This is a genomic window from Micromonospora chalcea, assembly GCF_002926165.1.
In the GTDB taxonomy this organism is placed as follows: Bacteria; Actinomycetota; Actinomycetes; order Mycobacteriales; family Micromonosporaceae; genus Micromonospora; species Micromonospora chalcea.
In genome coordinates, this window is sequence record NZ_MAGP01000024.1 from 73,474 (window position 1) to 87,405 (window position 13,932).

At 74.0% G+C, this 13,932-nt stretch carries 12 protein-coding genes; 9 read left to right on the forward strand and 3 right to left on the reverse strand.

Annotated elements, in window-relative coordinates:
• The first annotated feature begins 2 nt into the window (after positions 1 to 2).
• The 3 genes from egtC to BAW75_RS03880 all read left to right on the forward strand — a co-directional run bounded on the left by egtC (position 3) and on the right by BAW75_RS03880 (position 2,567).
• Positions 3 to 749 (forward strand): ergothioneine biosynthesis protein EgtC, encoded by a 747-nt coding sequence (gene egtC / locus BAW75_RS03870; protein ID WP_104112657.1) that lies wholly within the window; start codon positions 3 to 5, stop codon positions 747 to 749.
• Between the two features lie 37 nt (positions 750 to 786).
• Positions 787 to 1,752, forward strand: a complete 966-nt coding sequence (egtD, locus tag BAW75_RS03875; RefSeq protein ID WP_104112658.1) for an L-histidine N(alpha)-methyltransferase — start codon at positions 787 to 789, stop codon at positions 1,750 to 1,752.
• A 227-nt stretch (positions 1,753 to 1,979) separates the two neighbouring features.
• Positions 1,980 to 2,567 carry a TMEM165/GDT1 family protein gene (locus BAW75_RS03880; protein ID WP_069088592.1) on the forward strand — a complete coding sequence of 196 codons (588 nt, stop codon included), beginning with the start codon at positions 1,980 to 1,982 and terminating at the stop codon, positions 2,565 to 2,567.
• A 55-nt stretch (positions 2,568 to 2,622) separates the two neighbouring features.
• On the opposite strand, the gene nhaA is transcribed toward BAW75_RS03880, so the two are convergent.
• Positions 2,623 to 3,921, reverse strand: a complete 1,299-nt coding sequence (gene nhaA / locus BAW75_RS03885; RefSeq protein ID WP_104112659.1) for a Na+/H+ antiporter NhaA — start codon at positions 3,919 to 3,921, stop codon at positions 2,623 to 2,625.
• A gap of 154 nt (positions 3,922 to 4,075) precedes the next feature.
• A complete protein-coding gene (locus BAW75_RS03890; RefSeq protein WP_104112660.1) occupies positions 4,076 to 5,923 on the reverse strand; it encodes a polysaccharide biosynthesis protein in 1,848 nt (615 codons plus the stop codon).
• A gap of 185 nt (positions 5,924 to 6,108) precedes the next feature.
• Between BAW75_RS03890 and BAW75_RS03895 the strand changes: the two genes are divergently transcribed.
• Positions 6,109 to 7,560, forward strand: coding sequence for a tyrosine-protein kinase domain-containing protein (locus tag BAW75_RS03895; RefSeq protein WP_104112661.1), 1,452 nt, complete (start codon positions 6,109 to 6,111; stop codon positions 7,558 to 7,560).
• Here BAW75_RS03895 and BAW75_RS03900 read toward each other — a convergent pair.
• Positions 7,541 to 8,095, reverse strand: a complete 555-nt coding sequence (locus BAW75_RS03900) for an arsenate reductase/protein-tyrosine-phosphatase family protein (protein WP_104112690.1) — start codon at positions 8,093 to 8,095, stop codon at positions 7,541 to 7,543. The two genes, BAW75_RS03895 and BAW75_RS03900, sit on opposite strands and share 20 nt — an antisense overlap.
• Positions 8,096 to 8,239: 144 nt before the next feature.
• Here BAW75_RS03900 and BAW75_RS03905 point away from each other — a divergent pair, with 144 nt between their 5' ends.
• From BAW75_RS03905 to BAW75_RS03925, 5 genes are all read left to right on the forward strand, one after another.
• Entirely contained in the window at positions 8,240 to 9,502 is a 1,263-nt protein-coding gene (locus BAW75_RS03905; RefSeq protein ID WP_104112662.1) for a glycosyltransferase family 4 protein, read from the forward strand.
• 78 nt (positions 9,503 to 9,580) lie between these two features.
• Entirely contained in the window at positions 9,581 to 11,365 is a 1,785-nt protein-coding gene (locus tag BAW75_RS03910) for a DUF4012 domain-containing protein (RefSeq protein ID WP_104112663.1), read from the forward strand.
• Positions 11,366 to 11,378: 13 nt separating this feature from the next.
• Positions 11,379 to 11,999 carry a hypothetical protein gene (locus BAW75_RS03915; RefSeq protein ID WP_043323730.1) on the forward strand — a complete coding sequence of 207 codons (621 nt, stop codon included), beginning with the start codon at positions 11,379 to 11,381 and terminating at the stop codon, positions 11,997 to 11,999.
• A 98-nt stretch (positions 12,000 to 12,097) separates the two neighbouring features.
• On the forward strand, positions 12,098 to 12,514 hold the full coding sequence (locus BAW75_RS03920; protein ID WP_104112664.1) for a protein-tyrosine phosphatase family protein: 417 nt from the start codon (positions 12,098 to 12,100) through the stop codon (positions 12,512 to 12,514).
• 100 nt (positions 12,515 to 12,614) lie between these two features.
• Positions 12,615 to 13,898 (forward strand): D-alanyl-D-alanine carboxypeptidase family protein, encoded by a 1,284-nt coding sequence (locus BAW75_RS03925; RefSeq protein WP_104112665.1) that lies wholly within the window; start codon positions 12,615 to 12,617, stop codon positions 13,896 to 13,898.
• The last annotated feature ends 34 nt before the right edge of the window (positions 13,899 to 13,932 follow it).

The following is a 13,932-nucleotide window of genomic DNA, read 5'->3' on the forward strand; positions in this document are numbered from 1 at the left end:
CGATGTGCCGTCACCTCGCGTACCTCGGTCCACCCGTGCTCCTGGGCAGCCTGCTGTTCGACCCGCCGTACGGCCTGTTGCGCCAGTCGTGGGCGCCGCGTGACATGCGCGGCGGCGGCACCATAAACGCCGACGGCTTCGGCGTCGCCTGGTACCCGGACGACGGCGACCCGGTCCGGTACCGGCGGGCCCAGCCGATGTGGAGCGACACCACGCTGCCGGAGCTGGCCGCCGTGACGCGGGCGCGGGCGGTGCTGGCGGCGGTCCGGTCCGCCACCGTCGGCATGCCGCTGCACGAGACGGCGGCGGCGCCGTTCGCCGAGGGCCGCTGGTTGTTCAGCCACAACGGCGTGGTGCGGGGCTGGCCGGACAGCCTGGTCCCGCTCGCCGCGGGCCTGCCCGTGCGCGACCTGGTCACGCTCGACGTGCCGACCGACTCGGCGCTGCTGTGGGCGCTGGTCCGGCACCGGCTGCGCGCCGGGGCGCCGCCGGACGAGGCGGTCGCGGACACGGTCGCGGCGGTCGCCGCCGCCGCTCCCGGCTCACGGCTGAACCTGCTGCTCACCGACGCTACGACGGTGGTGGCGAGCACTGGCGGCCACGCGCTGTCGGCGCGTCGCGGGCCGGACTCGGTGCTGCTGGCCTCCGAACCGTTCGACGACGACCCGGCCTGGCAGGCGGTGCCGGACGGCCGGCTCGTGGTGGCGTCCACGGGCCGGTTCGACGTGCGGGAGCTGACCGCCGCCTGACCTTTTCCCATCACCGGCAGGACAGAGAGGACACCTGATGAGCGCGGAGCCGCTGGAGATCCACCTGGAGGAGCGGGACCTCGACCGTGGGTTGCGGGAGGACGTACGGGTGGGGCTGGCCGCGACGCCGAAGTGGCTGCCGCCGAAGTGGTTCTACGACGCCCGGGGCAGCGAGCTGTTCGAGGAGATCACCCGCCTGCCGGAGTACTACCCGACCCGGGCCGAGCGGGCCGTGCTCGCCGCGCACGCCGACGACGTGGCCACCCTGACCGGCGCGAAGACGCTGATCGAGCTGGGGTCGGGCTCGTCGGAGAAGACCCGCCTGCTGCTGGACGCCTTCACCCGGCACGGCGACCTGGGCACGTTCGTTCCGCTGGACGTGTCGGTGAGCGCGTTGCGCTCCTCCACCGAGCAGATCGCCGCCGCGTACCCGGGGCTGCGGGTGCGGGGGATCGTCGGTGACTTCACCCGCCACCTGGACCGGCTGCCCACCGGCGGCCGGCGCCTGGTCGCGTTCCTCGGCGGCACGATCGGCAACCTGCTGCCGGCGGAGCGGTCCGGGTTCCTCACGGCGATGCGCGCGGCGCTGGAGACCGGCGACTGGCTGCTGATCGGCACCGACCTGGTGAAGGACCCGGCGGTGATCGTGCCCGCGTACGACGACGCGGCCGGCGTGACCGCCGAGTTCAACCGCAACGTGCTCCGGGTGATCAACCGGGAGCTGGGCGCGGACTTCGACGTCGAGGCGTTCCGGCACGTGGCGGTCTGGGACCCGGAGCGGGAGTGGATCGAGATGCGGCTGCGCGCCGAGCGCCCGACAACGGTGCGGGTGCTGGACACCGACGTCGTGTTCGCCGCCGGCGAGGAGCTGCGCACCGAGGTGTCGGCCAAGTTCCGGCCGGAGGGGATCGCGGCCGAGCTGACCGCCGCCGGGTTCACCCGGCAGGCGTTCTGGACCGACCCGGGCGGGCTGTTCGGGGTGACCCTGGCCCGGGCCGACTGAGGGCCTGGGTGGTCCGGGCCACACCCGCTGACGGGCCCGGCGGGTGATCGGCTAGGCTGGCTGCGCGAAGGGGAGTAGCCCCCAATGTCGTGGTCGACACACTGGTGCGTTCCGCATCCGGCCACGCGGCCCCGGTCTCCGGGGCGGGCGAGACCTTCGACTCAGGCTGTCGCAGCCGGGTCGAGGGCGCCCCCGTTCCTCCTCCCGGCTTGATCGGGAAGGTTCACATGGAGGGTTTCCTCGTCGCGCTGGTGGTCAGCTTCGGCGTGATCTTCGTTGCGGAGCTGGGCGACAAATCCCAGCTCATGGCGCTGACATTCGCCACTCGGTTCAAGACGGTGCCGGTGCTCATCGGCATCACGATCGCCACCGCGATCGTGCACCTGGCCTCGGTGGCCATCGGGTACGGCCTGAACGCCGCGCTGCCCACCGGCTGGATCTCGCTCATCGCCGGCCTGGCGTTCCTCGGATTCGGCGCGTGGACGCTGCGCGGCGACAAGCTGACCGAGGAGGAGAAGCGCAAGGCCGAGCGCAGCGGCAAGTCGGCGATCCTCGCGGTGGGTGTGGCGTTCTTCCTGGCCGAGCTGGGCGACAAGACCATGCTCGCCACCATCACGCTGGCCACCAAGTACGGCTGGTTCGGCACCTGGCTCGGGTCGACGCTCGGCATGGTCGCCGCGGACGCGCTGGCGATCCTGGTGGGCCGGATGCTCGGCCGGCACCTGCCGGAGCGGGCGATCCGTTACGGCGCGGCAGTGCTGTTCGCCATCTGCGGCCTGTGGCTGATCTTCGAGGCGGTCACCGAGCTGAACTGATCGGCCCGTGTCGCGCCGGCCGTTCCCGCTCCGGGGACGGCCGGCGCGACGCGGGTCAGGCGGTTCCGCCCTGGTAGACGTCCGGGATGCCGTCACCGTCGGCGTCCCGGTTCTCCCGTTCGCTGATCCGGCGGTAGACCCGGTTGCGGCGGACCAGCACCACCGAGGCGAGCAGGGCGGAGGTCAGCGAGCCGAGCAGCACCGCCACCTTGACGCCGTCCTCCTCCGGGCTGCCCGTGCCGAACGCGAGCTCGCCGATGAGCAGCGACACGGTGAAGCCGATGCCGGCCAGCAGCGCGAGTCCGAGCAGGTCGGCCCAGGTGATCTCCTCGTCCAGTTCGGCCCGGGTGAACCGGGCGAGCAGGTACGTCGAGCCGAACACGCCGACGACCTTGCCCAGCACGAGTCCGGCGGCGACCGCGAGCACCACCGGGTTGCGGAGCACGCCGCCCACGTCCACGCCGACCAGCGTCACCCCGGCGGCGAAGAAGGCGAAGACCGGTACGGCCAGGCCGGCGGAGACCGGCCGCCAGCGGTGCTCCAGCCGCTCGGCCAGGCCGGGCGAGCCGTCGCGTCCGCGCAGCACGGGCACGGTGAAGCCGAGCAGCACGCCCGCCACCGTGGCGTGCACGCCGGAGGCGTGCACGAGCGTCCAGGCGGTCACGGCCAGCGGGATCAGCGCCCACCACCAGGTGCGGCGCTGCTGCACGAGCAACCCGAACACGGCGATCGGCAGCAGCGCGCCGAGCAGCGGCAGCGGGTGGAAGTCGGCGGTGTAGAACACCGCGATGATGGTGATCGCGAAGAGGTCGTCCACCACCGCGAGGGTGAGCAGGAACGCGCGCAGCCCCTGCGGCAGGTGGGAGCTGACCACGGCGAGCACGGCGAGGGCGAACGCGATGTCGGTGGCGGTGGGGATGGCCCATCCGCGCAGTCCGGCGCCGCCGGCGCTGAGCGTCACCGCCAGGTAGATCAGCGCGGGCGCGACCATGCCGCCGACGGCCGCGATCACCGGCAGCGCGGCCCGGCGGGGGTCACGCAGGTCACCGGCGACGAACTCGCGTTTGAGTTCCAGGCCCACCACGAAGAAGAAGATCGCCAGCAACCCGTCGGCGGCCCAGGTGCGCAGGCTGAGGTCGAGGTGCAGCGCCGGTCCGCCGGGCCAGGGCACCCAGTGGCTCAGTTCCGCGTACCCGGCGCGCCACGGCGAGTTGGCCCAGATCAGCGCGATCACGGCGCCGAGAAGCAGCAGAGCGCCGCCGACCGTCTCGGTGCGCAGCACGTCGGCCAGGAACCGGGCCTCCGGCCAGGAGCGGCGGGAGAGCAGGCGCGACGGAGGTGGGGTGTGGGTCATGCGGCGTCCGTTCGGGAGCTGGGGTCGGCGAATCCATCGCCGACCAGGCTTCCCGGCACACCGGTTCCAAGCCTAACGGCCGCCGGGACCGGCGGCGAGCTGGGCCGGTGGGACGCTCGTCCCATCTCGTGGGCGGGCGTCCCACCGGCTCCGGTCAGCGCTGGCCGGGCAGCGCCGGCAGGGCGGCGCCGGCCGGTTCGCAGAACGCCGCCAGTCGCTTGATCAGCTCGTCCGGTTCCGCGTACGGGTCCAGCGTCCGCACCTCGTCCGGGTCCAGTTCCGGCACCGGGACGTGGGAGATCAGCGGGTGCAGCGGGCGGGTGTCCACCTCGTCCGCGCCGAACAGGTGCTCGTGCAGCTTCTCACCGGGCCGCAGCCCGGTGAAGACGATCTCCACGGGCCGGTCCGCCTCGGCGGCGAGCCGGCGCGCCACGTCCGCGATCCGGACCGGCTCGCCCATGTCGAGCACCAGCGCCTCGCCGCCCCGGCCGATGGTCGCGGCCTGGAGCACCAGGTGCACCGCCTCCTGGACGGTCATGAAGTAGCGGGTGACGTCGGGGTGGGTGACGGTGACCGGCACGCCGGCGCGGATCTGCGCCTGGAACGCGGTGAGCACCGACCCGCGGCTGCTGAGCACGTTGCCGAACCGGACGCTGAGGTAGGTGCCGTTGAGCCGCTGCGCGTGGTACGCGGTGAGCCGCTCGGTGATCCGCTTGGAGTAGCCGAGCACGCTCGCCGGGTTGGCCGCCTTGTCGGTGGAGATGTTCACGAACTCGGCGACGTCCCGGCACGCCTCCAGCACGTTCAGCGTACCCAGGATGTTGGTCTTGATCGCCTCACCGGGATGGCGCTGGAGCAGCGTGAGGTGCTTGAGCGCGGCGGCGTGGAACACCACGTCGGGCTGCCGGTCGGCGATCACCCGGGCGATGCCCTCGGCGTCGCGGATGTCGGCCAGGATCAGCTCCGGCCCGTCCAGCAGCGCGCGCCCGTGCAGGGACATCTGCAGCGCGTGCAGCGCCGACTCGTCCCGGTCGAGCATCATCAGCTCGTCCGGCTCGCAGCGGGCGATCTGCCGGCACAGCTCCGAGCCGATCGAGCCGCCGGCGCCGGTCACCAGCACCCGCCGGCCGGCCAGCCCACCCCGCTCCACGCTCAGCTCCGCCACCCGGTGCGCCCGGCCCAGCAGATCGGTGAGCTGGACGTCGCGCACGTCGGTGGCGGCGACCGGCCGGTCGAGCAGCTCGCGCACCGGCGGCAGCACCTTGAACGCCGCCCCGGCCTCCAGGGTCCGGGTACGCACGTCGCGCAGCAGCTGCGGGTCCGAGCCGCTCATCGAGAAGATGACGGTGGTCGCCCCGGTCGCCCGGACGGCGTCGCCGACCTGCTCGCGGCCGCCCAGTACGCGCAGCCCCTCCAGCCGCAGGCCGCGGCTGTCGGGCGCGTCGTCGAGCAGGCCGATCGGCCGGTATCCGCTGCCGGGGTCGTGCAGCAGCACCCGGACGAGCCGCTCGCTGGCCGCGTCCACCCCGTAGACCAGGCAGCGCTCGGCGTGTCGTGCGGCGGGTGGCCGGCGGTCGGCGTGGGCCCGCCAGAGCCCGCGGGCGGCCGCCATCACCACCAGCGCCACCGCGCCGCCGACGAGCGGCGTGCTGGCCGGGACCGGATGCCGCGTCCACGGCATCACGGCGACGGCGCCGACGGCCGCGACGAGCGCGACGGTGACGGCCAGCCCTTGCGCGTCACCGGAGCTGCCGATCGGGTACCGCCCGTAGATCCGGGAGCGCAGCAGCGTGAGCGCGGCGTACAGCGCGGCGCAGGCCAGCGCCAGGCCGAGCGTACGGGCGGTGGCGGCGGCGGTCAGGTCGAACTCGTACCTCGTCCAGGCGGCGCCGAGAAATCCTCCGCACCACGCGGCCGTGTCCAGCGTTAACAGGGAAAGGGTGGCGGCGCGGTGGGTGATCCGGCGGTGCGGTCGCACTGCTGTGCTGGCTTCACGATCCATGGGCTGCCCTCTGTGTCCTATCCGGATTGAAAGGATTAGACCTTCTGTGCCTGTTCGGTCGTTTACATTCGTCAAGTCACGTAACGTCGTGAATAGGCGATTCGATCCTGTCACGGGTACGGGTGCTTTTAGGGGGCTTTCGTGCAGTTTCATCGGCAGACCGGCGTGTCGTTAGGGAGGGCGTGATGGACGTTCTCGGCTACCTGCGCCTGGTCCGACGCCACTGGTGGATCGTGTTGGTGACGGTGATGCTCGCCCTGGGCACCGCCGCGCTCGTGACGGTCCGGACGGCGCCTCGGTACGAGGCCTCGGTGACGTTCTTCGTCACCACGCCCAGCCAGGGCGTCACCGACGCCTACCAGGGCAGCCTCTTCCTCCAGCAGCGGGTGAAGTCCTACGGTGACCTGCTCACCAGCGACCGGCTGGCGCAGAGCGTGGTGGCCGACGCGCCGCTGGGTCTCACCGCCGACCAGGTGCGCAGCCGGATCCGGACGGCCAGCACGAGCGGCACGGTCCTGCTCAAGGCCACGATCACCGACACCGATCAGACCCGGGCGCTGAAGACCACCGAGACGCTCGCGACGAAGTTCACCGAGCTGGTGCGCAAGGTCGAGACGCCGCCGGACGGCAATGCCCCGCCGATCAAGATCGAGGTCGTCAGCGGTCCCCGGGTGACGTCCAGCCCGGTCTCGCCGCAGCCCACGCGCAACCTGGTCATGGGCGGTGTGCTGGGCCTGCTGCTCGGCGCCGCGCTGGCCGTGCTGCGCGGGCTGGCCGACGTCCGGATGCGCGACGGCGCCGCGCTGCAACGGGTGACCGGCAGCCCGCTGCTCGGCGAGATCCCGTACGAGAACGGCGCGAAGGCGGCGCCGCTGATCGTCGGCGCGGCGGCCACCTCCGCCCGGGCCGAGGCGGTCCGCAAACTGCGCACGAACCTGCGCTTCGTGGACGTGCACGAGCCGGCCCGGGTCATCGCGGTCACGAGCGCGTTGCAGGGCGAGGGGAAGACCACGATGGCCTGCAACACCGCCATCGCGCTGGCCGAGGCGGGCTGGCGGGTGCTTCTCATCGACGCCGACCTGCGCCGCCCGAAGGTGGCCGACTACCTGGGCCTCGACGGCGGCGTCGGCCTCACCGACGTGCTGGTCGGCGACGTCCAGGTCGGTGACGTGGTGCAGCGCTGGGGGGAGAAGTCCCTTCTCGTGCTGCCCAGCGGCGCCACCCCGCCCAACCCGAGCGAGCTGCTCGGCTCGAAGTCCATGGCGGACCTGCTGGTGGCGCTGCGGGACTCGGCGGACATCGTGGTGATCGACACCGCGCCGCTGCTGGCCGTCACCGACGGCGTGGTGGTGGCCGTGCAGGCCGACGGCGCGCTCCTGGTCACCCAGCAGGGCCGGACCTCGCGCAGCCAGGTGGCGGCGGCGGCGAACGCGCTCAGCTCGGTCTCGGTGCGCCTGCTCGGCTGCGTGCTCAACATGGCCAAGGTGGCCAAGTCGGACGCCTACCAGTACGAGGCGTACAAGGTGGTCGTGCCGCCGGCCGCGCCCTCGGTGCCGGCCGACCGGGCCGGCAGCCGCCGGGGCGCCAAGGCCGTCGGGGGCGACCGGACGCAGGAACTCACCCGGCTGTCGCGATGAGCGCGAGCACGGGGCGGATCGACCGCTCGATCTCCTCCGCGCACCGCCGGAAGTCGGCCGGCGAGCCGCCGATCGGGTCGCGCAGGTCGTCCACGTCGGGGGCGGCGGGTTGCAGCCGCCCCCGGGCGCGCACGGCGGCCGACACCGCCGCCCGCAACGGCGTGCCCGCCTCCGCCTCGTCCGCCCGGGCCTCGGTGGCCAGCCGGGCGAACTGCCGGAGCGTGAACGTCCGCGCCAGCGTGGCCGGGGCCATCGCGGTGCAGGCCGAGCGCTGGCGGCGGGTCGCGGTCAGCACCAGCGCCGCTCCGGTCAGGTGCTCGGGGCGCAGCCGCCGGGTGCGGAAGGCCTCCGGGTCCGCGCCGGTCCGGGCGGCCACCTCGACCGCGTACGGGTGCATGGCGGCGCCGTCGATCGCGTCGGTGCCCGCGCTGGCGACCGCCAGCGGCAGACCGGCCAGCATCCGGCGGGCGATGAACTCCGCCATCGGTGACCGGCACATGTTCGCGTGGCAGACGAAGAGGACCTCGTCGACCATCTGCACCCCTCTCGTCGGCACGGTCGCGGCGCAGAGTGCCGCGACGGCGTTCTTCCGGCGGTCGCGGCCGGACGCAGAGGGGTTGCCGGAATCGTACGCGCCGCGCCGCCCGCCCGTCCGGCAAGCCGCGCCGGGAGCGTGGACATGAGGATCGGCATCCTGTCGTACCACTTCCCGCCGGAGCCGGCGTTCGTCCCGGGCAGCCTGGCCGAGGAGCTGGTCGCCCGGGGCCACGAGGTACGGGTGCTCACCGGGTTCCCGGACTACCCGGGTGGCCACGTCTATCCGGGCTGGCGGCAGCGCTGGCGGCACCAGACGCACAGCGAGCGGCTGACCGTACGCCGGGTGCCCCGGTACGCCGGCGGCGACGGCACGCCCCGGGCCCGTACCGCGAGCTGGCTCTCCTTCGCCGGCAGCGCCGCGCTCGCCGGGCGGGGCCTGCTGCGGGGCGTCGACGCGCTCTACGTCTTCGGTCACCCGGCGGTCACGTTCGCGGCGTCCGGGCTGCTGCGGCTGCTCGGCCGTACGCCCACCGTCCTGCACGTGCAGGACGTCTGGACGGAGCACGAGCCGGGCCCGGCGCAGAGCGACCGGGCGCCGGCCCGGCTGGAGGCCGCCATGCGCCGCCTCTACCGGGAGGCGGCAGTGGTGGCGGTCAGCTCGCCGTCCATGGGGGATCTGGTGCGCGCCCGCGGGGCCGATCCGGCGCGGGTGCGTACGGTGCTCAACTGGACCGACGAACGCATCTTCCGTCCGACCCAGGCCGGTCCGGCCGTCCGCCGGCTCATCCGGCGGGACGACCGTTGCGTGGTGATGCACGCCGGGACGATCGGTGTGCGCCAGGGGCTGGAGACGGCGGTCCGCGCGGCGGCGGCGCTCGGCGACCGGATGGACCTGGTGCTGGTCGGCTCCGGTCCGCAGGAGCGGCGGGTGCGGGGGCTCGCCGCCGAGCTCGGCGCCGACAACGTCCGGTTCGTCGAGCGACGGTCCGCCGTGGACATGCCGCAGCTCTACGCGGCCGCCGACTATCAGCTCGTGGCGCAGCGCGACCTGCCCGAGCTGCGGGGGACCGTGCCCGCCAAGCTCCAGGCCGCGCTCTCCTGTGCCGTGCCGGTGGTCGCCTCCGCCGGTGGGGAGACGGCGGAGCTGGTCGAGCGGGCCCGCGCGGGGCTGTCCTGCCCGCCGGAGGACTGGGCGGCGCTCGCCGACCGCTTCTGGCTGGCCGCCGCCATCCCGGCGGCCGCCCGGATCGACATGGGTAGGCGGGGCCGGGGCGCGTACCTGCGGGAGATGTCGATGCGGGCCGGCGTGGACCGGATCGAGGCCCTGCTGCAGGAGGCGGCGGGTGTGGCGCCGAAGCGAGCAAAACTCGCAGAAGCCATGCAAGCCGACAGAGCGGCGGAATAGCCAACTAAAGCTCCCTTTTCCATGCTAGAAAGCAACTCGATTGCGAAAAGTGTCTTATTCGTCTCGTAGGAGGATTTTGTGTCCGGACCCGGTCCTTCGCCCGGCCGCCGACGGCGCTCGCGGCGGCGCCGGCGCGCCCGGGTCCGCCGGATCCTGCTGACCGGGCTGGTCGTCGTCTCGGTGCTGCTCAGCACCGGTGGCTGGGTGGCGTTCCGGGGCTGGCAGGCCCGCGCCCACCTGGTCAACGCCGCCGGGCTGGCAAAGGAGCTCAGCGCCCAGGTGCTCGACGGCGACGTGGCCCGGGCGCAGCGCACGCTCGCCGCGTTGCAGGAGCAGGCGGCCGCCGCGCGCGGCGCGACCGGGGATCCGGTCTGGTGGGCCGGCCAGCAGGCCCCCTACGCGGGGGACAACCTGGCCGCGGTGCGGCAGATCTCGGTGGCGGTGGACGACCTGGCCCGGCTCGCGTTCCCCACGCTGCTGCGGGTCGACCTCGCCTCGCTGGTGCCGAAGCAGGGCCGGCTGGACCTGGCCCGCCTGCGCGGGGTCTCGGCCGAGGTCGCGGCGGCCGACCAGGCGGTCCGGGCCACCGCCGAGCGGTTGCGGCAGGTGCCGGTGGACAGCCTCGTGGCGCAGGTGCGCGACGCGGTCACCGCGCTGCGCGCGGAGCTGGACAAACTGGGCGAGCTGACCTCGGCGGCGGATCGGGGCGCGCGGCTGCTGCCGCCGCTGCTCGGTGCGGACGGGCCACGCAGTTATCTGCTCGTCTCGCAGAATCCGGCCGAGCTGCGCGCCACCGGCGGCATGTTCGGCGCGTACGCGGTGCTGCGGGCCGAGGGCGGCCGGGTCCGGTTGGTCAAGCAGGGCAGCTCGTCGGACCTGCGGTTCTTCGACCCACCACTCAAGATCGCCGCGGAGGCGAAGCGGCTCTGGGGCGACCTGCCGGGCATCTATCCGGCGGATGTGAACCTCAGCCCGGACTTCCCGGCCGCCGCCGCGCTCTACCGGGACATGGTGCGCCGCCGCACCGGCACCACCGTGGACGGCGTGCTGGCGGTGGACCCCGTGGTCCTGTCGTACCTGCTCGGCGTGGTCGGCCCGGTGACCGTGCCGGACGGGCCTTCGCTGGCCGCCGCCACCGCCGTGCGGACGCTGCTGAGTGACTCGTACCGGGACCTGGACACGAAGGACCAGGACGTGTTCTTCGCCCGGGCCGCGTCCGGCGTGTTCGACACGTTATTCACCAAGACGGTCGACCCTCGGTCGCTTTTGACCGTTTTTAGTCGTTCCATTAACGAACGTCGGATATTGTTCTGGAGTGTCCGATCCGATGAGCAGCGCGCGCTGGCCGACACCCGGCTGGCGGGTCAGCTCCCGGAAAAGGACACCGTGCCGACTGTCGGCGTGTTCCTCAACGACGGCAGCGGCGCGAAGCTCGGTTACTACCTCAGGTTCTCGGCCACCGTGACGGTCGGCGAATGCCATCCGGACGGGCGCCGCGAGCTGCGGCTGAAGGTGACGGTGCACTCCACCGCCCCGAAGTCGGGCCTGACCAAGTCGGTGACCGGGCTGGCCCTGTCCGGCGACAAGTACACCGCACGCACCTTCGTCTCCGTCCACACGCCCACCGGGGGCGCCGTCCTCACCGGGCGGCTCGACGGGAGGGACACCGCGATGGGCAGCGGCACCGACGGCCGCCGCCAGGTGGCGGTGGCCAACGTGGAGACCCGCCCGGGGCAGACCCGGACGCTCGACGTCACGGTGCTCACCGGCCAGACCGGCGCCGGGACGGCCGAGCTGGTGCACACGCCCACCGTCACCCCATGGACCACCCAAGTAGTCAACGCACCAAGCTGTGAACAGTAGGAGGGAAACCATCATGCGGCTATCCCGCATCATCATGGCGCTCACGGTGGGCCTGGCCGTAGCGGCCGTGCCGACCGCGGCCGGGGCGGCGCAGCCGCAACCCCCGGTCTACCCGCCCGAGGTCGCGTCGCTGACCGTCTCACCGACGACCATCCGGCTCGGCGAGACGTTCACCCTGCGGGGATCGAACTTCGGGCCGAACGAGACGGTCCGAATCGACGTGGCGATCTCGGGCCTGCCCGCGGCCGCCCCGGCCGACGGTTCCGCGCGACGCAGCGACGGCAGCACGGTGGCGATGGCGCCGGTCGCCTACACGCCCAACCGTGCCCAGCCGCAGCCCGCGCCGACCACGTTCACCGTGACGACCGACGCCAGCGGCAACTTCACCGTGACCTACCGGCCGACCCGGCCCGGGCGGTACACGTTCACCGCCACCGGTCTGACGTCCGGTCGGATCGCCAGCGCCACCGGCACCGTCCTGCCGCCGCGGCCGACCAAGTCCCCGCACCACGGCGGGCTGCCGGTCACCGGTGACAGCATCGGCACGCCGCTGAAGCTCGGTGGGGGCCTCGCCGCCGCCGGCGCGGTGCTGCTGCTGGCCTCCATGGCCTGGCGTCGCCGTCGCCTCGGCTGATCCGGGGCGCGCCGGGAAAGACCCGGCTCGATCGTGAGTGCCCGCCGGACGGAGTCCGGCGGGCACTCACGTGTCCGTGCCACACGACACAATGGGCCATGGACGCGACACCGTGGACCGATCAGGCCGGCCTGCTCACGCTGCCCGGGGGCGCCACCGTCCGCGGGCGGCGAGTCGCCGAGCCCGCCTCGCCCGCCGACTTCGCGCTGCTGCTGGCGCCCGGCCCCGAACCGGAGTGGCCCGCCCGGCGCATCCGCTGGCCCGACTTCTGGCTCCCGGCCGACCGGGCCGACGCGCTCGACGCGCTGCGGGAGGCGTGGCGGCGCGCGTACGCGGGCGAGCGGGTCGAGGTGGCCTGCCACGGCGGTGTGGGGCGTACCGGAACCGCGCTCGCCGCCTTCGCCGTACTGGACGGGCTGCCGCCCGATCGGGCGGTCGCCTGGGTCCGGTCCCGCTACCACCGGAAGGCGGTGGAGACGCCGTGGCAACGATGGTGGTTGCGCGGCGTGCGCTGACCCCCGGCCGGTCACCGAGCGGGGCGGCGTGATCGGCGCGGCGTCACGGTCCCGGTGAGCCACCCGGCCCTGATCAACGGGCTCGGTATGGTGCCTTCTCATGAGAGCCCGGGTCCTGGCCGCCGTCACCGCCGTCACCCTGCTCGCCGCCGGGACACCCGCACCGGCGCCGGCCGCCCCCGGGACGGCCACCGCGCCCGGCGCCACCGCGCCCGGCGCCACCGTGCCCTGCCCCCGGCAGCCCGCGCCGAAGGTGAGCCGGCCGCCCCGCCCCACGCCGCCGGCCACGACGCCCGAACAGGCGGCGGTGGGCGGGGAGGCGCTGGCCGGCGCCGGACTGGTCGCGCCGCCGGGCAGCCCCGCGCCCCCGGCGGTCACCGCCAGCACCTGGCTCGTGGCGGACCTGGACACCGGCGCCGTTCTGGGCGCGTGCGGGGCGCACGTCCCCGGCACGCCGGCCAGCACCCAGAAACTGCTGCTGGCCGCCACCATGCTGAGCCGGCTCGACCCGAAGCAGGTGGCCGTCGCGACCCGCGCCGACCTCGACATCGAACCGGGCAGCTCGGCCGTCGGGCTGCTCGTCGGTGGACGCTACAGCGTGGAGACGCTCTGGCTGGGCCTGCTCCTGCAGTCCGGCAACGACGCGGCGAACATGCTGGCCCGTCTCGGCGCCGGCAGCACGCAGGCCGGCGTCGCCGAGATGAACGCGCAGGCCCGCCGGCTCGGCGCCGGGCAGACCCACGCGGTCACCCCGTCCGGACTGGACGGCCCCGGGCAGTTCACCACCGCGTACGACCTGGCGCTGATCGCGCGGGCCTGCTTCGCCGACGCCGCGTTCCGCCGGTACGCGCTCACCGAACGCACACAGATCCCGGCCCAGCCCGCCCTGAAGAAGGGCGGGTTCCAGATCCAGAACGAGAACCAGCTGATCTACCGCTATCCGGGCGCGCTCGGCGGCAAGACCGGTTTCACCGAGCTGGCCCGGCACAGTTACGTCGGCGCCGCGCAACGCGGCGGACGCCGTCTCGTGGTGACGCTGCTCGGCGCCGAGGCCAGGCCGGTACGCGGCTGGCAGCAGGGCGCCCAGCTGCTCGACTGGGGCTTCGGGCTGCCTCGGGACGCCTCGGTCGGCCGGCTGGTGGAGCCGGGTGAGGGGGACGCCGAGGCGGCGGAACCCCGTAACGCTCCCGCCGCCGCGCCGGCCCGTACCGTCTCGCCGCCGTGGCGGGGGCCGGCCGGCACCGCGCTGCGCCGCGTCGGCGAGGGGGACTGGCGGATGATCGTGCCGCTCGCCGGTCTGCTCGCCCTCACCGTCGGTGGGGTGGCGGCGGTGCTCGCCGCCCGCCGGGGCCGGTCCCGCCGCCGCGGACGCCGCCGCGCCTGAACCCGGCGTCCCGGCGGGTCGCGTGGACACCGAT